Origin of the sequence: Micromonospora sp. NPDC005257 (assembly GCF_042872445.1) — a bacterium.
Classification (GTDB): domain Bacteria; phylum Actinomycetota; class Actinomycetes; order Mycobacteriales; family Micromonosporaceae; genus Micromonospora.
Genome location: NZ_JBIAKL010000005.1, coordinates 177,754 through 196,862, shown reverse-complemented (window position 1 = coordinate 196,862; position 19,109 = coordinate 177,754). Strand labels below are relative to the sequence as shown.

Below are 19,109 nucleotides of genomic sequence, written 5' to 3'. Positions count from 1 at the left end.
GGGTCGCCGCTCCGGCCGTGGCCCGCCGCTACCGGTACTGTGCGATCTGGATCAGGTTGCCGCAGGTGTCGTCGAACACCGCGGTGGTCACCGGGCCCATGTCGACCGGCTCCTGGGTGAACAGCACGCCGAGGCCCCGCAGCCGGTCGTGCTCGGCGGCCACATCGTCCACGGCGAACTGCGTCAGCGGGATGCCGTCACCCGCGAGCGCCTCCTTGAACGCCTTGGCGGCCGGGTGCGCGTCGGGCTCCAGCAGCAGCTCCACGCCGTCCGGGGCGTCCGGTGACACCACCGTCAACCAGCGGTACTCCCCGGTCGGCACGTCTGTCTTCTTCACGAAGCCCAGCACCTCCGTGTAGAAGCGCAGGGCCTTGGCCTGGTCGTCGACGTACACGCTGGTGAGGTTGATTCTCATGGGTTCTCCTGGGTGGGTGCGGCGGGCCTGAGCCATCGCTCGGTGATGGACCGCAGCGGGCGGGTGTCGAGGTGGTGGAACTTGTAGCGACCCTGCCGCCGCGTGACGAGCAGGCCAGCGGCCTCCAGAACGTCGAGGTGCTGGGAGATCGCCTGCCGGGACGACGTGACCTGGTGTTTGGTGGCCAACCGGCCGCAGATCTCGAACAGGGTCTGACCGTCGCGCTCGGTCAGCTCGTCGAGGATCAGGCGGCGGGTGGGATCGGCCAGCGCCTGGTACAGGTCGCCCACGTCACCACCATATGCAAGCAGCAGCTTGCCTATCAAGAGAGTTGCCCGCATCGGAGGACGTTCATGCCCGGATACATCCTCACCGGCACTCCCGGCTCCGGTAAGACAGCGATCCTGCGCCACCTGGAGGTCGACGGGTATCCCGTCGTGGAGGAGTCCGCTACCGACGTGATCGCGCTGCACCAGGCACTCGGCCGACCAGAACCGTGGCGTGAGCCGGACTTCGCCGACCAGGTGCTGGCTCTCCAGCGAGAGCGCTGCCGCCGAGCCGAGGCCAACGGCTCGGATGTCGTCTTCCACGACCGCTCACCCCTGTGCACGCTGGCGTTGTGCCGCTACCTCGACCTGCCGGTCCCGTCGGCCCTTACGGACGAGATCGAGCGCATGACGGCGGAGCGCCGGTACGAACGGTCCGTCTTCTTCGTACGCCACCAGGGTTTCGTCGAAGCAACCGCGGCACGCCGGATCAGCTTCACCGAATCACTCGTCTTCGAGCGGGTCCACGAACTGACTTACCTGGAGGCCGGATTCGACCTCGTTGACGTGCCGGCAGGCCCGCTCTCGACCCGGGTGGCGCTGATAGGGCAGGCAGTCGATCAGCCGTCGCCCTGATCCGTTCACCCGAATCGTGTACGCAAAACGGCGAAACGAATTCCCTTCCCTTTCTGCGGGCCGCCGGTAACATCTCCATGTTTTGATCTCCACGGGGAGGACGGTCCCCATGCAGTGGAAAATTCCGGCCGGCGCCCTGGTGGCGCTGGCATTCGTGATTCCGGCGGCACCGGCAACGGCTCAGACCGTGGCGCCCGGGCTGAACGAGTCCTGCCAGACGGTCGAACGCAAGGTGTACAAGGACTTCCGCGAGCTTGTCACCATCGACCTGGACACCGCCACCATCTCCGAGCTGCGGGTGCTGGCGTACCGGCTGCTGGCCGAGGCGCAAGCCGAATCGTTGCCCGTTCTGCCGGGCGCGATCGAGGAGCGGCTGAAGGGCACCTCGGACGACCTTCGCGCATTCCTCAGGAACGACCTGCAGAGGACGTGGTCGACCGCTCTGCGCATCTCGGTGGGCCAGACCTTGACGGGTGCCGGCCCCAATGTGCGGGCAGCCGCGCAAAAGGTGCTCGACAACCCTTCCGACGACGCCTACCTGGCCTACCTGAACGACGACCTGTACGCGGCGCGTGCGCTCGACTGCGCGTCCCAGCCGACGCCGACGCCGACGTCCAAGCCGACGACGGTGCCGAGTGCGACGCCCAGCGCCACGACGACCGTCGTACCGCCCACCGCCGCCGCCTCCACCACCGTGGGCGTCCCCGGCGGTGACGGCGGCGGCGAGGGTGGCGGCCTGCCCGTGACCGGCGCCGACACCGCGACAGCGGCCGGCATCGGCGGAGCGCTGCTGCTCCTCGGCGGCGCGGGCTACGTCATCGGACGCCGACGCCGCGCCCGCTTCGTCGCGTAGCTCCCCGGACGCGCTGAACGATCACCAGGACGAGCTGCCGCTGCTGCTGTCGCCGTACCCGCCACCGTCGCCGTAGCTCCCGCCGATGCCACCGTCTGCCTGCGCGTCCTCGTGGCGTTCGTCGCCGTACTTCCTGATCTTCGTCTTACCGAAGTGATCGCCGGAGCCGCGCGCCCGCTGTCCGCGGCGGGCGCGCTGCTCGCGGCCGAGTTTCCGCGCCGCCAGGCGGGCGCGCTGCTGAAGAGAGAGCTCCGGCCTGCGACGGCGAGTCCAGTCGCACGACCTGCGTCCGCGCGGTCAGCCCGGCTGGACCTCGTCGAAGAGGGCGAGGGCTTCGGCGGGATCCGGGCTCACGAGGCGTTCCAGGCCCGCCGTCGTGACCTCCGCCCACTTGCCGGCCCGCGCCCACATCTGTTCCTCGAAGGCGCGGACCGCCTCGTCCAGATCGGCGGGGCCGGCGGCAACGGACTCGGCAAGTTCGGCACCGTCCAGCATCGCGAGGTTCGCACCCGCCCCCAACGGAGGCATCAGGTGGGCGGCATCGCCCAGGAGTGTCACCCCGGGGACGTGGGTCCAGGTGTGGGACACCGGCAGTACGTACAGCGGACGGTGGGTGAAGGTGGCACCCTGGAGGAGGAGGTCGAGGACGGAATCGGCCCAGCCGTCGAACAGAGCCAGCATGCTCGCCCGGACGGCCTCGACGTCGGCCAGGTCCAGGTTCGTGTGCCAGTCGAGCGGCGCGCGGAAGCGGGCGTACACCTTGACGTGGCCGCCGCTGTTGCGTTGTGCGACGAGAGATCGGTGCACGCCGTAGACCGCCACCGAACCGTCACCGACCAACCGGGCGAGGTCGGGATGGCGGGCGTCGACGGCGTCGAGGGAGGTCTCGATCGAGGTCACGCCGGTGTAGTGCGGCGTCACCGGCGAGACCGCCGGGCGCACCCGGGACCAGGCGCCGTCCGCGCCGACCACGAGGTCGTACGTCTCCGTCCGCCCGTCGTCGAACTGGACCACGACGCCGTCAGCAGTGCCCGGCACGACCCCCGTCACACGCCGTCCCCACTGGACGTCGAGCGGGACGAGCAGCAGGTCACGCAGTTGTCTGCGGTCGATCTCGGGATTGGCCCGCTCGTCCGGCCGCGGTCGCCAGTCGCGCAGGACATTCCCGGCCGTGTCCAGGATGCGCATGGCCTGCCCCTCGGGGCGGGACAGCGCCTGAAACTCCGCCAGCACTCCGGCCTTGGCCAGAGCCAGCTGACCCAGCCCTTCGTGCAGGTCCAACGTGCCGCCCGGCGGACGGGCGTCGGGGCCGGAATCTCGTTCGAAGACGGTGACCGGGTGGCCGTGGCGGTGCAGGACACGAGCGAAGGTGAGGCCCGCGGGGCCGCCCCCGGCCACAGCGATACGACGCCTCATGTCGATGCACTCTACTGAGCCTCACCCGGCATCGCTGGACCAGCAGACGCGACTGTAGCTACGTCCTTGCCTGCGTGAGGAAGGATCGGGCCGCCCGCTCGCCTGAACGGTCACGGGCCCACACCGCCCACCGGGCTCCAGAGCCGGGGAAGACGGTGGCGAATGTTTTCCAGACGTGCAGCCGGTAGCCGTCCTGCTCCCACCAGCGCTCGGTGTACCCCCACGCCTCCGGTATCGGGGTGAGGTGCACGGCGTGTGCCTCGACCGCCGCCAGGCCTGGCGCGTCGTCGAGCGATACCGGCATCCAGGTGGCGCAATCCTGGTAGAGCGCCTCGGCTTCGAGCATCGCGTCGATGCCGGGAAAGACGGGCACCACCGGCGCTGAGTGCGGGCCCGTGAAGCAGTAGACGACAGTGCCGTCGCCGCGCAGCCAGACCGCGTACGGGTGCGCGACGTCGTGCTCGATGAGGTCGGCCATCGCGTCCTGGTCCTCGGGACCGTAGTCGTCTGCCGCCCACGGGGCCGGCAGGAACGTGACGGTTTCTTCGAACGACCAAGCGACGCTGCGGTACCGCAGACCCCCGTAGCGGGCCACCGCTCGCCGGAAGAGGGTCAGCGTTGCCTGAACGTCCACGCCCGGCATCTGACTCAACAACGACCGGAGATCGTCCGTCGCTGGCCCGGTCGACACGTCGAACGACGTTCGCTCCGCGGCATGCCTCAGGAAGCGGACGGCTCTCGGCGACAACCCCGAAGGATCGTCCAGGACGTGACGCATGCCTCCATGATCCCGAGAGCCCGGAAGCGATCCGCTGTGCGGTCCGGCACGTCAAGTCCTCTCGGGCGCCGACCGCCGGCGTCGACCCTCCCAACGGGCTTGTCGCTCGGCGTACGCACGCCGCGCATCCGCCAGAGTGACCGGCCGTTCGGCGTAAGCGCGCCGTGCCTCAGTCAGACTGAGCGAACCGTTGGGACCGCCGCGCACCGTGTCAGCGTCTTCGTCATCCTGCCCGTCGTCCTCCCAGCCGCAGGCGAAGCAGATCTCGAACTGACCTCGCCCTTCGAGCGTCGGGTGCCGACAGCAGGGACACGCGTATGGTTCGCCACCTGCTTCTGCCACTACCGATCGCTGGTTCAACGCCTCGACATACTGCTCGAACCACCTGGTTCGGCGCGCGAGTTCTTCTGCCGAGGGCCCTGCCTGCTCGGCGGCATGCTCGTCCATCCCTCTGTACCTCTCGTTGTCGATCAGGTCGAAGTATCGACCTCAGCCCAGCACGGCCCTACCGCAGGAATGGTGCCCCACGCTCGCTGGCAAGATCGTCAAGCACCTACCTCCGGGCAAACTGGCACCCCGGCTACTGGCCTGCGGCTCGCCCGTGACCACCGCTGAATTCGTCGCCTACCGTGCGGGCTGTGGATCTCGCTGAATGCCTGGAGCGGGTGCTCGAACCAAGGCGAGCGGTCCGGCACGCCTTGGGGACTGCTGATGGTCGGTCGTCTGCCGTTAGGTGCCATTGCTAGCGTTCTCGGCGTGGGCGTAGACGTTGAGCTGATCAGGGTCGAACAGCTGGGTACGAGCCCGCGCCACCGACGGGATTTTGAAGTAGCTGTAGTAGGTGACGCGCACTTCCGGTTCGCTGCCGTGCTTGAGCGCTCGCAGCACAACGGCAGGACTCCGATGTTGGACCGCATCGATCCCTGCGGGCTGCTGGAACTCACGCCCGCCGAGATGACTCAGTTCCTCGGCGAATTGGATGTTCTCGTGGGGAACGTCCAGAACGTCGGCGAGCGCCAGGTGATCGACGCCATTCGTGGGCTTGCCGGGCGATGCCTCGTCGCTCCAGACCTGCGTCTCCGATTCGTCGGCGACTAGCCGTTCAGCGCCGGACCCTGCCGGGACTGCGACACACGGTTCAGGAAGTGTGGACACGGGCGGAATCCGCTCGGCACAGGGACCCCGTCAGTGGCCAGCTCGCTCACGAGCGGGGGGGGGGTAGAGCCTTTCCGGGGAGATGCGCCTGCGACAAGTACGCCGCGGCCCGCCGCAGGACCTCGTTCTCCTGCTCCAACAACCGGATCCGCTTGCGGCCTCGCGCAGCCACTTGAACAACGTCATCGGGTGCACCCCGACGTCCTTGGCGATCTACTCGACCGTCACGCCCGGCTCGCGGTCACGGGCCACCCGAACGCTTGGCTGCACGGATGGCTGTACGGCCCACGCGCACAGCTGGCACGATCAACGGATGGACTTGGCCGACCTGCACCTGAGGTACCTGCTCAACGAGTGGGATCCCATCGGGGTCGCCGAGATTGCGCCGGACGAGTACGACTGCATGCTCGGGCCGTTGTTGGGCAGGTTGGGAGCCGGGGCGGGCCGCGCCGAGATCAGCGAGTTTCTGTGGCACGAGCTTGAAGACCACTTCGGCCTGGACCCGACACGCTACGACGTCGACTCCGTCGCAGATCGGCTTGTTGCCTGGTGGGCTGCGGTCGGACCTACCTCGTAGCGACAGCTCGCACCGTCAGTTTGGAAGATCGTCCCGCCCGGTGGAGCTGTCCGGAACGCCTGGCCGGTTGCGGTGTTGTGGTGCCCGTTCGTGCGGGAAGCGGATCCCGTAGCGGTCCCGGTAGGATCGCCCGGTGGCGATTGAGGGTTGCTCGTGCCTGATCTGCAGCGGAAGTGCCCCAGGCCGGGATGGCGGTACAGCCGAGAAGGTGCGCGAGCACGGCTGGTCGGTGTTGGGTGACCGGGGGGATGGACTTCGCGTATACGGTCGGTCTGTGGCACACCTTCCGTCGTCCAGAGGCAGTGATGTTCGGGCTCGACGGCCAGGGCATGCAGCACTGGCTGAACGCCTACGTGGACCATGCCCGCGAGCATGACTGGCCCGGTGAGAACGAATCGTTCCACGGGGTGATCGAGGACTTCCCCACGCAGCTTCGGCCGGTGCACGACTCCTGGCACGATGCCCTCTTCGGCACGGCGTCCCGCTTCTATCGAGGGGCGGCAGTGCCCTTCCAGCAGTTGGTGTGGCCGGACCGAAACGGCCTCTGGCCCTGGGCGGAAGAAGCCACAGCGAGTAGTCGCGACCGCCAAGCCTTCTCCTGGCTACCGGTCCATGAGCACCCGGCGGGCGGTTGGCGCCTGGTCGGCGAGTTGGAACCAGAGTTCCCGTTCCCCGTCGGCCCAGACTCGTGGGCACTGACCACTCGCGGGATCGCTGGCGGCGCCCGCCCCATCGCCCAAGTGATTCATGACGAGGGCAGCTACGACGTACTTGACGAGCGGGGATATCGCGCGGATGACCTCTGCCTGGCCTTCCTGGGTGAACTCGTACAACGACACCCGCACCTTGCTGGCTGCGCCGATCTCCCCGACGGCCACGTCGCAGCCCTAGAGGCAGAGAAGACCTGGAGTCGGTCGCCGCTATCGCGACGCGACCGCCGTGACAGCGCGCGATCGTGGAAGGATGCCCAACCGATCTGTCGGATGTAAGCATCAGTCGGGACGGATTCGTCAAGCATGTGGTGGGACTAGACACGTCGGCAGTCCGGCCGGTTCCCGGCTGGCGCGGTGTCATCGGTGATGTCCTGCGTGCTGCGGCCCACCGGTAGATGCCACCCGAGACAGGCGGTGTGTGTTGTGGAGCCCAGGGGACTCGAACCCCTAACCCCTGCCTTGCAAAGGCAGTGCTCTGCCAGTTGAGCTAGGGCCCCGTGACGGCGCTCAGCGCAGGTCGGGCGCCGTGGTCGCCTCGTGCCACAGGGCGCGCTCGTCGTTCGAGGCCTTGACCTTCTTGGCCACGACGGCGGCCACACCGACGATGCCGGCCAGGATCAGGAGCTTCTTGAACATGTTGCTTGACCCCTCGCGCTCGACTGCCGTCGGACGACGTGCGGTGGGGCTAGCTGGAATCGAACCAGCGACCTCAGAGTTATCAGCTCTGCGCTCTAACCGACTGAGCTATAGCCCCGCGTAGCGACGAGCTAGGTTAACCCATCGCCTCCACCGCGCCCAAATCGGGGTCCGTGGCGGAAGCACCCGCCATCTCGAACCTACCCGGACGCACGACGCCGGGGCGACCGCTTTACGCGGTGCCCCGGCGTCGACCGATCAGTCCCGCTCGGCGAGCGTCAGCTCGATGCCGCCGACCAGGTCGGCGCAGACGTTGTAGACGAACGCGCTGAGCGTGGCCAGCGCGGTGAACAGCACGACGTTCACCAGGCCGATCAGCGCCGACGTCAGGATCACGCCCTTGGCGGTGATCCTGAAGCCGCCGCCACCCTGGCCGCCGCCGGCGTTCACCAGGTCCGTCAGGCTGTCGTTGACGCTCTTGAACACGCCCATCGCGTCAAGCGCCAGGTAGAGCACGGACGTCGCCACCACGACCACGATGAAGAGCACCACGGACACCGCGAAGGCGAACTTCATCACCGACCAGGGGTCGATCCGCTTCAGGTTCAGCCGGGCCCGTCGCGGTCCGCGCGACGCGGCCGAGCCGACCGAGGTACGCGCGGCGCGTACCGCCTCACCCACGCGCGCGGCGCCGACGGCTGCCGCGCCGCTGATGCCCGGCGGCAGGCCGCCGCCGTTCGTGGGCCGGGCCTGGGCGCTTCCAGGGCTGGCCGGGCGCGAGCCGTCGGGCGACGCCTTCGGGGCGGTGCCCAGGCCGGCGCCGATCCGCGGCTGCGTGCCGGTCGTGCCGGTGGAGGCCCGGCCGGACGCCGACGGCATCCTGGTCGCCTGGGTGTTCGTGGGGTTCGCGGACTTGGCGGCCGGAGCGGCCAGACCGTCGGCCGACGTCGGCGCGTCGACCTTGGTCTCGGTCGAGTCCCGGGAACCGGAGTCCTCGCCCGGCTTGTCCGGAGGCGGGACCATGCCGGGAGCCCGGGTGAACTTCGGGGCAGGCGCGTCGGCGGGAACCGTGGCCCGGCCCACGGCCGCGCGGCCGGTCGCTGGTGTGCCGCCCTGCGCGGCCTCCTCCTCGACCGGGTTGGCCGAGGTCCCCTTGTTCCCCGACTTCGCCTGTGTCTCCGTCATCAACTAGTCCTGTTCGTCAGGCTCGTCGGCATTGCGAGCAATCGCCACGATAGTCACGCCGTCCGGGAGGTCCATCAGCTTGACCCCCATTGTGTTCCGGTCACGCGTACGCCGTACAGGCTTCACCGGAGTCCGGATGACGCCGCCGTTGCTCGTGATGGCGAACAGCTCGTCCTCCGGATCGATCACGACCGCGCCGACCAGGCCACCGCGTCGCTCGGTGATCTTCGCGGTCAGCACGCCTTTACCTCCCCGGCCCTGGACCGGGTATTCCTCGATCGGGGTACGTTTCGCGAAACCCCCGTTCGTCGCGACCAGAACGTCAAGACCCTCTCGCACCACCTCGACGGCGAGCAACTCGTCCTCGCCGCTGAAGCGCATGCCGATCACGCCGGAGGTGGCCCGGCCCATCGGGCGCAGTGCCTCGTCGGTGGCGTTGAAGCGGATCGCCTGGGCGTTCTTCGACACCAGCAACAGGTCGTCCTCCGGTGCGGCCAGCACCGCACCGACCAGCTCGTCCTCATCGCGCAGGTTGATCGCGATGATGCCGCCGGTACGGTTGGAGTCGAACTCCTCGAGCCGCGTCTTCTTCACCAGGCCGTTCTTCGTGGCCAGTACCAGGTAGGGCGCCACCTGGTAGTTCGGGATTTCAATGATCTGCGCGATCTGCTCGTCGGGCTGGAACGCGAGCAGGTTGGCCACGTGCTGGCCCTTGGCCACCCTACTGGCCTCGGGAAGCTCGTAAGCCTTCGCCCGGTAGACCCGACCCTTGTTCGTGAAGAACAGGATCCAGTCGTGGGTAGAGCATACGAAGAAGTGGCTGACGATGTCGTCCTGGCGGAGCGTCGCCCCGCTGACGCCCTTCCCACCGCGGCGCTGTGACCGGTAGAGATCGACCTTCGTCCGCTTCGCGTACCCGGTGCGCGTGATCGTCACCACCACGTCCTCGCGGGCGATGAGGTCCTCCATCGAGACCTCACCGTCGAACGGAATGATCTTCGTACGCCGCTCGTCGCCCCACTTCGCGACGATCTCGCCCAGCTCCTCCGAGACGATCCGCCGCTGCCGCTCCGGCTTGGCCAGGATGTCCTTGAGATCGGCGATCTCCACTTCCAGCTTGGCCAGGTCGTCCAGGATCCGCTGCCGCTCCAGGGCGGCCAGCCGGCGAAGCTGCATGTCCAGGATCGCGGTCGCCTGGACCTCGTCGATGTCCAGCAGCCGGATCAGGCCCTGCCGTGCGTCATCCACTGTGGGCGAGCGCCGGATCAGGGCGATCACGTCGTCCAGCGCGTCCAGCGCCTTGGACAAACCGCGCAGGATGTGCGCCCGCTCCTCGGCCTTGCGCAGCCGGAACGCGGTCCGCCGCCGGATCACCTCGATCTGGTGCTCGACGTAGTAGCGGATGAACTGGGCCAGGTTGAGCGTGCGCGGCACACCGTCGACCAGCGCCAGCATGTTGGCGCCGAACGTCTCCTGAAGCTGGGTGTGCTTGTAGAGGTTGTTCAGCACCACCTTGGCGACCGCGTCGCGCTTGAGCACGAGCACGATCCGCATGCCGGTACGCCCGGAGGACTCGTCGCGGATGTCGGCGATGCCGGCGAGCTTGCCCTCCTTGATCAGCTCGGCGATGCGCTCGGCGAGGTTGTCCGGGTTGACCTGGTACGGCAGCTCGCTGACCACGAGCGCCGGCCGCCCGCGCTTGTCCTCCTCGACCTCGACCACGGCACGCATGCGAATCGAGCCGCGCCCGGTCCGGTACGCGTCCTGGATGGCCGCCTGCCCGACGATCAGGCCGTGGGTCGGGAAGTCCGGGCCCTTGACGATCTCCAGCAGGGCTTCCAGAGTGGTCGCCTCGTCGGCCTCCGGGTGCTCCAGGCACCACTGGACCGCCGCGCCGATCTCGCGCAGGTTGTGCGGCGGGATCTTGGTGGCCATGCCGACCGCGATGCCCTCGGAGCCGTTGATCAGCAGGTTCGGGATCCGCGACGGCAGGATGGTGGGCTCCTTGGCCCGGCCGTCGTAGTTGTCCTGCAGGTCGACGGTGTCCTCGTCGATGTCCCGCAGCATTTCCATGGCCAGCGGGTCGAGCTTGCACTCCGTGTACCGCATGGCGGCGGCCGGGTCGTTACCGGGCGAACCGAAGTTGCCGTTGCCGTCGACCAGCGGGTAGCGCAGCGACCACGGCTGCGCCATCCGAACCAGCGCGTCGTAGATGGCCGAGTCGCCGTGCGGGTGGAACTGGCCCATCACGTCACCGACGACACGGGAGCACTTCACGTACCCGCGGTCCGGCCGGTAGCCGGAGTCGAACATGGCGTAGAGGATCTTGCGGTGGACCGGCTTGAGCCCGTCCCGGACGTCCGGCAGGGCCCGCCCGACGATGACGCTCATCGCGTAGTCGAGGTACGAGCGCTGCATCTCGACCTCGAGGCCGACCGGCTCGATCCGGTCGTGCTGGACGACCGCGGCCAGTGTCTCCGGGGTCTCCGGCTCGTTCGGGGTGGACTCGGGAGTATCGGTCACTGTTAACCCTTATCAGACTCTTCAGTCGTGGTCTCGCTGTGGATAACGGCTGTGGAAAGCGGCCAGGCTGTGGATAACTCTGTGGACTTCCGGGCCGGCCGGTGGATCTCCGGCCGGCCCGGCGCGTCCGTCAGATGTCCAGGAACCGCACGTCCTTGGCGTTGCGCTGGATGAACGACCGGCGAGCCTCGACGTCCTCACCCATCAGGACGCTGAACAGCTCGTCCGCGGTTGCGGCGTCGTCGAGCGTGACCCGGCGCAACGTACGCGTCCCCGGGTTCATGGTGGTCTCCCACAGCTCCGGGTAGTTCATCTCGCCGAGACCCTTGAACCGCTGGATGTCGTCCGGGCGGGCGTTGGGCTTCTTCTGCTGGCGCAGGGCGATCAGCCCGTCGCGCTCGCGGTCCGAGTACGCGTACTGGGCGTCGTCGCCCTTCTTGTTCCACTTGATCTTGTAGAGCGGCGGGGCGGCCAGGTAGACGTGGCCCAGCTCGACCAGCGGACGCATGAAGCGGAACAGCAGCGTGAGCAGCAACGTCTGGATGTGCTGGCCGTCGACGTCGGCGTCGGCCATCAGCACGATCTTGTGGTAGCGCAGCTTCTCGATGTCGAAGTCGTCGTGGATGCCGGTGCCGAGCGCGGTGATCAGCGCCTGCACCTCGTTGTTCTTCAGCACCCGGTCGATGCGGGCCTTCTCGACGTTGAGGATCTTGCCGCGGATCGGCAGGATCGCCTGGACGCGCGGGTCGCGGCCCTGCTTGGCCGAGCCGCCGGCCGAGTCGCCCTCGACGATGAAGACCTCGGACTCGCGCGGGTCGGTGGACTGGCAGTCGGCCAGCTTGCCGGGCATCGACCCGGACTCCAGCAGCGACTTGCGCCGGGCGAGCTTGCGCGCCTGCTGGGCGGCGATCCGGGCGCGCGCCGCCTGGGACGCCTTCTGGATGATGATCTTCGCTTCGGCCGGGTTGCGGTCGAACCAGTCGACGAGCGACTCGTTGCAGACCCGCTGCACGAAGCCCTTGACCGGGGTGTTGCCCAGCTTGGTCTTGGTCTGGCCCTCGAACTGCGGGTCGGTGAGCTTGACCGAGATGATCGCGGCCAGGCCCTCGCGGATGTCCTCACCCGAGAGGCGCTCGTCGCCCTTGAGCAGCTTCTTCTCAGCGCCGTAGCGGTTGACGACGCTGGTCAGCGCGGCCCGGAAGCCTTCCTCGTGGGTGCCGCCCTCGTGGGTGTTGATGTTGTTGGCGAAGGTGTAGACCGACTCGCCGTACGACTCGTTCCACTGCATGGCGATCTCGACCGACATGCCCGTCTCCTCGGCGCCGAACTCGACCACCGTCTTGTGGATCGGGGTCTTGGAGGCGTTGAGGTGCCGGACGAAGTCGGCGATGCCGCCGTCGTAGTGGAAGGTGACCTCGCGGATCTTGCCGTCCTCGTCCTCCGGCACCCGCTCGTCGAGCAGGTGGATCGTGAGGCCCCGAGTGAGGAAGGCCATCTCCTGCAGGCGCCGGTAGATGGTGTGGAAGTCGAAGTCGACGGTCTCGAAGACGTCCGGATCGGGCCAGAAGGAGACCGCCGAACCGGTGCGGTCGGTCGCCTCACCCTTCTCCAGCGGCGTCGGCTTGGAGTGGTGGTATTCCTGCCGCCAGACGAAGCCGTCCTTGTGGATCTCCACGGCCATCTTGGTGGACAGCGCGTTGACCACGGAGACACCGACGCCGTGCAGGCCGCCGGAGACGGCGTAGGCCTTGCCGTCGAACTTGCCGCCGGCGTGCAGCACGGTCAGCGCGACCTCGACACCCGGCTTCTTCAGCTTGGGGTGCAGGTCGACCGGGAAGCCACGGCCGTTGTCCGTCACCCGGACGCCGCCGTCGGCGAGCAGCACCACGTCGATGGTGTCGCAGTGCCCGGCCAGCGCCTCGTCCACCGCGTTGTCGACGACCTCCCACACCAGGTGGTGCAGACCGCGCTCGCCGGTGGACCCGATGTACATACCGGGCCGCTTCCGGACCGCTTCCAGGCCCTCGAGAACGGTGATGGACTCGGCACCGTACTTCTTGTTGTCCTCCGCTGCCACGCTCGGCCACTTTCTCGCACCGGCCGCGCGTGGGGCGCGGGGGCACGGGTTCGGCGGACAGGACGCGACGTCGGCGCGCATGGACCGCCCCTGGGATCGCCAGGCTCGGATCACGTACGCCGGGCGCCGCGGTTGCCCGCGGATCGCGATCGGCTCGGACCCGATGCGGGACTATGATCGAGGGCTCATGCGGGCCCCTGTCCGTCGCTCCGTCTCGGGTCTTTCGTCTCGCCCTCAATCTTACTGTGCGGAGCCGACCAAACCGCCACTCGGCACCCTCTCCGGGGCGGCTGAGAATGCCGTAGCCGGACGAACCGCTCCGCCCGCTACTCCCCCTACACGCCAACGGGCCGATCCCACGCCACCGGCCACCGTGAGCCGCGGCCGGTCGTCCGGCCGGCGATCGGCAGTGCGCCGCCCGGGGGTCGCGGCCGGGCCCGGCGTGCCGTAGCTTTTGCGGCGCCGCCGTTGCGGTCTTGATCTTTTGCGCCCGGAACCGGGACGATCGTCGAAGATGGTCCGAAAACGCTTGGTGAGAGGTGACGCCAGATGGGGCTGGACAACGTCGCGGTGCACTGGCCGCGGACCGGCCGCTTCTACGACCCGGTCGCGCCGGCTGAGTTCGTGGACTTCGGCGAGATCGTGGACGTGCCCCGGATCTCCGCGCCGACCGCGGCGCTCGCCGAGCTGATCGCGAAGACCGGCACGGTACGGGCGACCGCGTACACCGAGTTGGTCGACCTGATCCTCGGGCTGGAGAATGTGCTCTACGCCACGGAGAACGCGGTCGAGGACGAGGACCCGGTGATCGACCCGGAGGGCTGCTCCTGGATCGCCGAGGGTGTGGAGAAGTTCGTCGCCCGGCACCGGCCGTACGGCGAGTCGGTCACGTTCGAGTCGGTGAGCGAGGTGCTGCGCGCGCTGCTCGGCGACGGCCGGCTGGCCGAGCAGCAGCTCCGCTGGCTGGACAGCCGGCTGGACCGGCTGCGGGACGAGAGCGGCGACCCGCCGCAGTGGAACTTCACCTGCGCCGAGCTGAGCGTGCTGGCCGCCTTCTACCGGCGCTGCGCGGAGCGGGGCTTCGCGGTCTACGCGGACGCCTGAGCGGCCGGGCCGGGCCCGCGCGATCCATGCTCGGAGACGGCGGCCGTGGCCCGGTTGGCCGCGGCGATCACCTCGGTCAGCGCCGTGTGCAGGTGCCGCAGGTCGGCCAGCGGCAGGCCGAGGCGCTGCACGATGGCCGGCGGGATCCGCTCGGCCTGCGCCCGCAGCGCCTGCCCGGCGGCGGTGAGCGAGACGGCCAGGCTGCGCTCGTCGGCGGCGTCCCGTTCGCGTCGGACGTAGCCGGCCGCCTCCAGTCGCTTGAGCAGCGGTGACAGCGTGCCCGGGTCGAGTTGGAGCAGCCGGCTCAGATCCCGCCCGGACAGCGGTGCGTGCTGCCAGAGCGCCAGCATCACCAGGTATTGCGGATGGGTGAGGCCCATCGGCTCCAGCAGCGGGCGGTAGACCGCGACGACGCTCCGGGCGGCGACGGACAGCGCGAAGCAGACCTGCTGCTCCAGCGCCAGGGGATCCTCGATCGGATCGGTCACCGCGTCCTCCTCGTCGTCGTTGCGATCGTAGCAACGATTGGTGTACCAATGGTTTGTACACAAAGCAGGGAGAGGGGCGGCGGATGAGCGACGACGAGCAGGTGGGCGACGCCTCCGGCAAGGGTGGCCGCCTGCTGGGCTGGGTGTTCCAGAACCTCGCCGGCCCCTCCCAGGTGCAGGGCGCGGTGCAGGGCGGCTCGAAGCTGGCCCGCGAGGCGTGGAAGCAGGACCTGGAGCGGCGCAAGCAGTGGAGCCGCGAGCAGCGCGAACTCAAGCGCGCCCGGCGTGAGGCGCGGCGTTCGGGCGGTGTCGGTCAGCCGTAGGTGTCGCGGGGGCCGCGCCCGCGTACCCGTCGAGGGCCGCGCGACCACGACGGCGTCGCCGGGCCGTGGATGTGCAGCTTTCGCACGACGTTGTGGCCGACCTCGCTGGCGATCTGTTTGAGCAGCGAGCCCGCCAGCAGGCGCAGTTGGGTCGCCCAGGCGGTCGAACGGGCCTCCACCGTCAGCTCGCCGTTCTCCAGCTTGACCGGACGGCTGTGCTGCGCGACCTCCGCGCCGACCACCTTCTCCCACGCGCCGAAGACCGTCGCCTCGGCCGCCGGCTGCTGCCAGCCGCGCGCCTTCATGAGCTTGTCCAGCACCGCGCCGAGCGGCTGCGGGTCGCGCGGGTCCGGTCCGGGGCCGGAATAGCCGCGCAGCCGCTTCTCGCCGTCGCCGCGGACCGCGCCGCGCCGCCGGGGCGCCGCTGCCTGCCGCCGGGCCTTCGCCGCGTCGAGCACCGCCCGGGCCAGTTCCGGCCCGGCCGCGCCCTCCGGCGGGCTCGCGGCCGGCGCACCGTCCGCCGGTTTCCCCGGGGTACGCGCGTCGCGTCCCGGCCCGAGTCGCGCGGGCGGGAGCAGAACCTCGTCGTCAGACACGCCGCACCGTCCCCTCGCCCACCGCGTACCGGGTGCCGCGCAGCGTCGCCGGCACGTCGTCGTCAACAGCACAGGTGACCAGGAGCTGACTGGCGCCGCCGACCAGCTCGGCCAGCCGTTCCCGGCGGCCGGTGTCCAGCTCGGCGAAGACGTCGTCGAGCACCAGCACCGGCTCGATCCCGTCGGCGCGCAGCAGGTCGTACCCGGCCAGCCGCAGCGCCAGCGCGTACGACCAGGACTCGCCGTGGCTCGCGTACCCCTTTGCGGGCAGCGGGCCGAGGGTGAGGGCCAGGTCGTCGCGGTGCGGGCCGACGAGCGTGGTGCCGCGCTCGATCTCGGCGGCGCGGTTCGCGGTGAGCGCGGCGGCGAGCGCCTCCGCCAGCGCCGCCCGGTCGGCGCCGGGTTCGGGCAGCTCGACCGAGGGCCGATACGCGATGCCCGCCGCGCCGCGGCCGGCGGCCACCGCGTCGTACGCCTTCGCCACGTGCGGGGTCAGCGCGGCGACCAGCTCCAGACGGCCGGCGAGCAGGTCCGCGCCGTGCTGCGCCAGATGCGCGTCCCACACGGCCAGCGTCGACAGGTCGCCGCCGCGTGTGCCGCCGGTCTTGCGAGCGAGGTACGAGGTACGCAGCAGCGCGTTGCGCTGCTTGACCACGCGCTCGTAGTCGGCGCGTACCCCCGCGTAGCGGGGCTGGCGGGTGACCAGCAGGTCGTCCAGGTAGCGGCGGCGCTCGGCCGGGTCGCCGCGGACCAGTTCCAGATCCTCCGGCGCGAACAGCACGAGACGCAGCGCGCCGAGCACGTCCCGGGCGCGCCGGGCCGGGGACCGGCCGAGCCTGGCCCGGTTGGCCTTGCCCGGCACGATCTCCAGCTCGACCAGCAGTTCGCGGCCCTCGTGCACCACCGCGCAGCGGATCACCGCCGAGGTGGCGCCCATCCGGACCAGCGGGGCGTCCGTGGCGACCCGGTGCGAGTCCAGGGTCGCCACGTAGCCGAGCGCCTCGACCAGGTTGGTCTTGCCGACGCCGTTGGCGCCGACGAGCACGTTCGGACCCGGCTCCAGGTCTACGCCGACGCGCTCGTAGGAGCGGAAGTCGACCAGTTCGAGCCGGCGGACGTACACAGGCTGTGGATACCGGTCAACGCTTGTGGACGGCGTGGCCGCCGAACTGCTGGCGCAGCGCGGCAACGGCCTTCATCGCGGGCGAGTCGTCCTGCCGGGAGGCGAACCGGGCGAAGAGCGACGCGGTGATGACGTTGAGCGGTACGGCGAGCCGGACCGCCTCGTCCACGGTCCAGCGGCCCTCGCCGGTGTCCTCGGTGTAGCCGCTCAGCTCGGCCAGCTCCGGGTCCTCGTCGAGCGCCCGGTCCAACAGGTCGAGCAGCCAGGACCGGACGACGGTGCCCTCACGCCACGACTTGAACACGCCGGGGACGTTCGTGACCAGCTCGGAGGCGGCCATCAGCTCGTAGCCCTCGGCGTAGGCGTGCATCAGGCCGTACTCGATGCCGTTGTGCACCATCTTGGCGTAGTGGCCGGCGCCGACCGGGCCGGCGTGCACGAAGCCGAACTCGCCCTCGGGCTTGAGCGCCTCAAAGATCGGCATCAGGCGCTCGACGTGCTCCTGCGCACCACCGACCATCAGCGCGTACCCGTTCTGCCGGCCCCAGACGCCGCCGGAGACGCCGACGTCGAGGTAGCCGATGCCGTGCTCGTTCAGCCGCTCGGCGCGCGGGGCGTCGTCGCTGAACCGGGAGTTGCCGCCGTCGATGATGATGTCGCCCTCGCCGAGCACACCGGCGAGCTCGTCGATGGTGGCGTCGGTGACGCCTGCGGGGACCATCACCCAGATCGCGCGGGGCGACTGGAGCTTCTCGGCCAGCTCAGCCAGGCTCGCGGCGTCGCTGATCTCCGGGTTGCGGTCGTAGCCGACCACCTCGTGCCCGGCGGCGCGCAACCGCTCCCGCATGTTGCCGCCCATCCGGCCGAGTCCTACCAGGCCGAGCTGCATCTGCTCCTACCTCCGTACGTCAGGGTCGTGCTGCCTGCGATCAGCGGGACACGCGGATCGGCATGATGAGGTACCGGTACCCCGGGATGACCTCGCCATCCTCGCCGGCCGGGGAGATGACCGCGGGCTTGAACGCGTCGACGAACCGGAGCAGGGCGTGCTGCGCGCCCAGGTTGGTCAGACCGTCGATGAGGTACTGCGGGTTGAACCCGATGGTCAGCGGCTCGCCGCTGAAGGTGGCATCCATGGCCTCGCTGGCCCGGGCCTCCTCGGTGCCGCCCGCCTCGACCACCAGACCGTCGGCGCTGAAGCTCAGCAGGACCGGTGTGGTGCGCTCGGCGACCAGCGCGACGCGCTTGACCACCTCGATGAGCGCGGAGACGGCGACGCGGGCCTCGGCGTTGTGGTCGGCCGGGAACAGCGAACGCACCGGCGGGTAGTTGGCGCCGTCGAGCAGCCGGCTGGTGGTCCGGCGGGTGCCGCCGGAAAAACCGATCATGCCTTCACCGGCGCCGCCGGAGGACAGCGCCATGGTGACGTGGCCGCCCAGCGGGCCGAGCGCCTTGGCGGTGTCGTGCAGCGTGCGGGCCGGCACCAGCGCGTTGAGGCTGATCTCCGGGTCGTCCGGGTTCCACTCCATCTCACGCAGCGCGAGGCGGTAGCGGTCAGTCGCCAGCATGGCCATCGTGCTGCCGCTCAGCTCGAGGCGTACGCCGGTCATCATCGGCAGCGTCTCGTCACGGCCGGCGGCGACTGCCACCTGGGCCACGGCGGCGGCGAAGGCGGCGGCGTCCACGGTGCCGGCGCTCTCCGGCATCTCCGGCAGCGTCGGGTAGTCCTCCACCGGCATGGTGGGCAGCGTGAACCGGGCGCTGCCGCAGACCAGTTCCAGGTGGGCGCCGACGGCGGCGATGTCCACCGGCTTGGCCGGCAGGGCCTTGGTGATCTCGGCGAGCAGCCGGCCGGAAACCAGGGCGGCGCCGTCCGCGTCACCCTGCACCTCGACGGTGACCTGGCTGGAAACCTCGTAGTCGAAGCCGGAGACCTGGAGGTTGCCGTCGGTCACCCGGAGCATCACCCCGGCAAGTACCGGTACGGAGGGTCGGTTGGGCAGGCTCTTGGCGGTCCACGCGACCGCCTCGGCGAGCGCGTCGCGCTCCACTCGGAACTTCATCAATGCCTCCGCGTCGACGTCAGCGACAACTCTCTCATGCCGACCGCTGCCACCCGTCCCGCCCGACCGTGCGGGTACCCATCGCACCTTAGGGCGCGCGGGCATCGGCTGTGCGCCCGACCCCGTGGATCCAGGTGCCCGGGCGACTGCCGACGGCAGTGCCGTGGCCCGATCCACAGGAA

21 protein-coding genes and 2 tRNA genes are annotated in these 19,109 nt (G+C 69.6%); 6 read left to right on the top strand and 17 right to left on the bottom strand.

Annotation, left to right across the window (positions count from 1 at the left end; all coding sequences use genetic code 11):
* Positions 1-28: 28 nt before the first annotated feature.
* Both ACFYO8_RS13120 and ACFYO8_RS13115 read right to left on the bottom strand, forming a co-directional pair.
* Positions 29-415, bottom strand: a complete 387-nt coding sequence (locus ACFYO8_RS13120) for a VOC family protein (RefSeq protein ID WP_120572498.1) — start codon at positions 413-415, stop codon at positions 29-31.
* A complete protein-coding gene (locus tag ACFYO8_RS13115) occupies positions 412-756 on the bottom strand; it encodes a helix-turn-helix domain-containing protein (protein ID WP_354866427.1) in 345 nt (114 codons plus the stop codon). Before ACFYO8_RS13115 ends, ACFYO8_RS13120 begins: the two co-directional genes overlap by 4 nt.
* Before the next feature lie 12 nt (positions 757-768).
* On the opposite strand from ACFYO8_RS13115, the gene ACFYO8_RS13110 reads away from it, so the two are divergent.
* The gene (locus tag ACFYO8_RS13110; RefSeq protein ID WP_354866429.1) at positions 769-1,317 is read left to right on the top strand and encodes an AAA family ATPase; all 549 of its coding nucleotides are present in this window, start codon (positions 769-771) and stop codon (positions 1,315-1,317) included.
* 109 nt (positions 1,318-1,426) lie between these two features.
* On the top strand, positions 1,427-2,170 hold the full coding sequence (locus tag ACFYO8_RS13105; protein ID WP_387189236.1) for an LPXTG cell wall anchor domain-containing protein: 744 nt from the start codon (positions 1,427-1,429) through the stop codon (positions 2,168-2,170).
* 297 nt (positions 2,171-2,467) lie between these two features.
* Here ACFYO8_RS13105 and ACFYO8_RS13100 read toward each other — a convergent pair whose 3' ends face one another.
* The 4 genes from ACFYO8_RS13100 to ACFYO8_RS13085 form a co-directional block, all read right to left on the bottom strand.
* Positions 2,468-3,586, bottom strand: a complete 1,119-nt coding sequence (locus ACFYO8_RS13100) for an NAD(P)/FAD-dependent oxidoreductase (protein WP_354866431.1) — start codon at positions 3,584-3,586, stop codon at positions 2,468-2,470.
* A gap of 58 nt (positions 3,587-3,644) precedes the next feature.
* Positions 3,645-4,364, bottom strand: a complete 720-nt coding sequence (locus ACFYO8_RS13095) for a hypothetical protein (protein WP_354866433.1) — start codon at positions 4,362-4,364, stop codon at positions 3,645-3,647.
* Positions 4,365-4,415: 51 nt separating this feature from the next.
* The gene (locus tag ACFYO8_RS13090) at positions 4,416-4,811 is read right to left on the bottom strand and encodes a CPCC family cysteine-rich protein (RefSeq protein ID WP_354866435.1); all 396 of its coding nucleotides are present in this window, start codon (positions 4,809-4,811) and stop codon (positions 4,416-4,418) included.
* Between the two features lie 282 nt (positions 4,812-5,093).
* A complete protein-coding gene (locus ACFYO8_RS13085; protein WP_355093725.1) occupies positions 5,094-5,519 on the bottom strand; it encodes a hypothetical protein in 426 nt (141 codons plus the stop codon).
* 313 nt (positions 5,520-5,832) lie between these two features.
* Between ACFYO8_RS13085 and ACFYO8_RS13080 the strand changes: the two genes are divergently transcribed.
* Positions 5,833-6,096 (top strand): hypothetical protein, encoded by a 264-nt coding sequence (locus ACFYO8_RS13080; RefSeq protein WP_354866439.1) that lies wholly within the window; start codon positions 5,833-5,835, stop codon positions 6,094-6,096.
* 248 nt (positions 6,097-6,344) lie between these two features.
* Positions 6,345-7,085: a DUF4262 domain-containing protein gene (locus ACFYO8_RS13075; protein WP_354866441.1), complete on the top strand. Its 741-nt coding sequence runs from the start codon at positions 6,345-6,347 to the stop codon at positions 7,083-7,085.
* A 148-nt stretch (positions 7,086-7,233) separates the two neighbouring features.
* On the opposite strand, the gene ACFYO8_RS13070 is transcribed toward ACFYO8_RS13075, so the two are convergent.
* The 6 genes from ACFYO8_RS13070 to gyrB all read right to left on the bottom strand — a co-directional run bounded on the left by ACFYO8_RS13070 (position 7,234) and on the right by gyrB (position 13,230).
* A tRNA-Ala gene (locus tag ACFYO8_RS13070) sits at positions 7,234-7,306 on the bottom strand.
* 10 nt (positions 7,307-7,316) lie between these two features.
* A complete protein-coding gene (locus tag ACFYO8_RS13065) occupies positions 7,317-7,445 on the bottom strand; it encodes a DLW-39 family protein (RefSeq protein ID WP_013283222.1) in 129 nt (42 codons plus the stop codon).
* 44 nt (positions 7,446-7,489) lie between these two features.
* Positions 7,490-7,563, bottom strand: a tRNA-Ile gene (locus ACFYO8_RS13060).
* A gap of 140 nt (positions 7,564-7,703) precedes the next feature.
* Positions 7,704-8,630, bottom strand: coding sequence for a DUF3566 domain-containing protein (locus tag ACFYO8_RS13055; RefSeq protein WP_354866443.1), 927 nt, complete (start codon positions 8,628-8,630; stop codon positions 7,704-7,706).
* Between the two features lie 3 nt (positions 8,631-8,633).
* Positions 8,634-11,153: a DNA gyrase subunit A gene (gene gyrA / locus ACFYO8_RS13050; protein WP_355093727.1), complete on the bottom strand. Its 2,520-nt coding sequence runs from the start codon at positions 11,151-11,153 to the stop codon at positions 8,634-8,636.
* 130 nt (positions 11,154-11,283) lie between these two features.
* Positions 11,284-13,230, bottom strand: coding sequence for a DNA topoisomerase (ATP-hydrolyzing) subunit B (gene gyrB / locus ACFYO8_RS13045; RefSeq protein WP_354866447.1), 1,947 nt, complete (start codon positions 13,228-13,230; stop codon positions 11,284-11,286).
* A 549-nt stretch (positions 13,231-13,779) separates the two neighbouring features.
* Here gyrB and ACFYO8_RS13040 point away from each other — a divergent pair.
* Positions 13,780-14,334: a hypothetical protein gene (locus tag ACFYO8_RS13040; RefSeq protein WP_354866449.1), complete on the top strand. Its 555-nt coding sequence runs from the start codon at positions 13,780-13,782 to the stop codon at positions 14,332-14,334.
* Here the strand turns inward: ACFYO8_RS13040 and ACFYO8_RS13035 are convergent.
* Entirely contained in the window at positions 14,319-14,822 is a 504-nt protein-coding gene (locus ACFYO8_RS13035) for a MarR family transcriptional regulator (RefSeq protein WP_354866451.1), read from the bottom strand. The two genes, ACFYO8_RS13040 and ACFYO8_RS13035, sit on opposite strands and share 16 nt — an antisense overlap.
* Before the next feature lie 83 nt (positions 14,823-14,905).
* Here ACFYO8_RS13035 and ACFYO8_RS13030 point away from each other — a divergent pair, with 83 nt between their 5' ends.
* The gene (locus tag ACFYO8_RS13030) at positions 14,906-15,145 is read left to right on the top strand and encodes a hypothetical protein (protein ID WP_354866453.1); all 240 of its coding nucleotides are present in this window, start codon (positions 14,906-14,908) and stop codon (positions 15,143-15,145) included.
* On the opposite strand, the gene ACFYO8_RS13025 is transcribed toward ACFYO8_RS13030, so the two are convergent.
* From ACFYO8_RS13025 to dnaN, 4 genes are read right to left on the bottom strand one after another with little or no spacing between them, the layout of a single operon-like run.
* The gene (locus ACFYO8_RS13025; RefSeq protein WP_354866455.1) at positions 15,136-15,741 is read right to left on the bottom strand and encodes a DciA family protein; all 606 of its coding nucleotides are present in this window, start codon (positions 15,739-15,741) and stop codon (positions 15,136-15,138) included. The two genes, ACFYO8_RS13030 and ACFYO8_RS13025, sit on opposite strands and share 10 nt — an antisense overlap.
* On the bottom strand, positions 15,734-16,864 hold the full coding sequence (recF, locus tag ACFYO8_RS13020; protein ID WP_354866457.1) for a DNA replication/repair protein RecF: 1,131 nt from the start codon (positions 16,862-16,864) through the stop codon (positions 15,734-15,736). Before recF ends, ACFYO8_RS13025 begins: the two co-directional genes overlap by 8 nt.
* A 16-nt stretch (positions 16,865-16,880) precedes the next feature.
* A complete protein-coding gene (gnd, locus tag ACFYO8_RS13015; protein WP_354866459.1) occupies positions 16,881-17,753 on the bottom strand; it encodes a phosphogluconate dehydrogenase (NAD(+)-dependent, decarboxylating) in 873 nt (290 codons plus the stop codon).
* Between the two features lie 40 nt (positions 17,754-17,793).
* Complete coding sequence (dnaN, locus tag ACFYO8_RS13010; protein ID WP_354866461.1) at positions 17,794-18,927, bottom strand: DNA polymerase III subunit beta; 1,134 nt, start codon at positions 18,925-18,927, stop codon at positions 17,794-17,796.
* Between the last annotated feature and the right edge of the window lie 182 nt (positions 18,928-19,109).

Excerpts from the sequence above, each read along its gene's own strand:
- ACFYO8_RS13105 (WP_387189236.1), top strand. The coding sequence starts at position 1,427 with ATGCAGTGGAAAATTCCGGCCGGCGCCCTGGTGGCGCTGGCATTCGTG.
- ACFYO8_RS13115 (WP_354866427.1), bottom strand. The coding sequence starts at position 756 with ATGCGGGCAACTCTCTTGATAGGCAAGCTGCTGCTTGCATATGGTGGT.
- ACFYO8_RS13040 (WP_354866449.1), top strand. The coding sequence starts at position 13,780 with ATGGGGCTGGACAACGTCGCGGTGCACTGGCCGCGGACCGGCCGCTTC.
- ACFYO8_RS13080 (WP_354866439.1), top strand. The coding sequence starts at position 5,833 with ATGGACTTGGCCGACCTGCACCTGAGGTACCTGCTCAACGAGTGGGAT.
- ACFYO8_RS13110 (WP_354866429.1), top strand. The coding sequence starts at position 769 with ATGCCCGGATACATCCTCACCGGCACTCCCGGCTCCGGTAAGACAGCG.
- gnd (WP_354866459.1), bottom strand. The coding sequence starts at position 17,753 with ATGCAGCTCGGCCTGGTAGGACTCGGCCGGATGGGCGGCAACATGCGG.
- ACFYO8_RS13030 (WP_354866453.1), top strand. The coding sequence starts at position 14,906 with ATGAGCGACGACGAGCAGGTGGGCGACGCCTCCGGCAAGGGTGGCCGC.
- ACFYO8_RS13075 (WP_354866441.1), top strand. The coding sequence starts at position 6,345 with ATGGACTTCGCGTATACGGTCGGTCTGTGGCACACCTTCCGTCGTCCA.
- ACFYO8_RS13100 (WP_354866431.1), bottom strand. The coding sequence starts at position 3,586 with ATGAGGCGTCGTATCGCTGTGGCCGGGGGCGGCCCCGCGGGCCTCACC.
- ACFYO8_RS13095 (WP_354866433.1), bottom strand. The coding sequence starts at position 4,364 with ATGCGTCACGTCCTGGACGATCCTTCGGGGTTGTCGCCGAGAGCCGTC.
- ACFYO8_RS13090 (WP_354866435.1), bottom strand. The coding sequence starts at position 4,811 with ATGGACGAGCATGCCGCCGAGCAGGCAGGGCCCTCGGCAGAAGAACTC.
- ACFYO8_RS13065 (WP_013283222.1), bottom strand. The coding sequence starts at position 7,445 with ATGTTCAAGAAGCTCCTGATCCTGGCCGGCATCGTCGGTGTGGCCGCC.
- ACFYO8_RS13055 (WP_354866443.1), bottom strand. The coding sequence starts at position 8,630 with ATGACGGAGACACAGGCGAAGTCGGGGAACAAGGGGACCTCGGCCAAC.
- dnaN (WP_354866461.1), bottom strand. The coding sequence starts at position 18,927 with ATGAAGTTCCGAGTGGAGCGCGACGCGCTCGCCGAGGCGGTCGCGTGG.
- ACFYO8_RS13120 (WP_120572498.1), bottom strand. The coding sequence starts at position 415 with ATGAGAATCAACCTCACCAGCGTGTACGTCGACGACCAGGCCAAGGCC.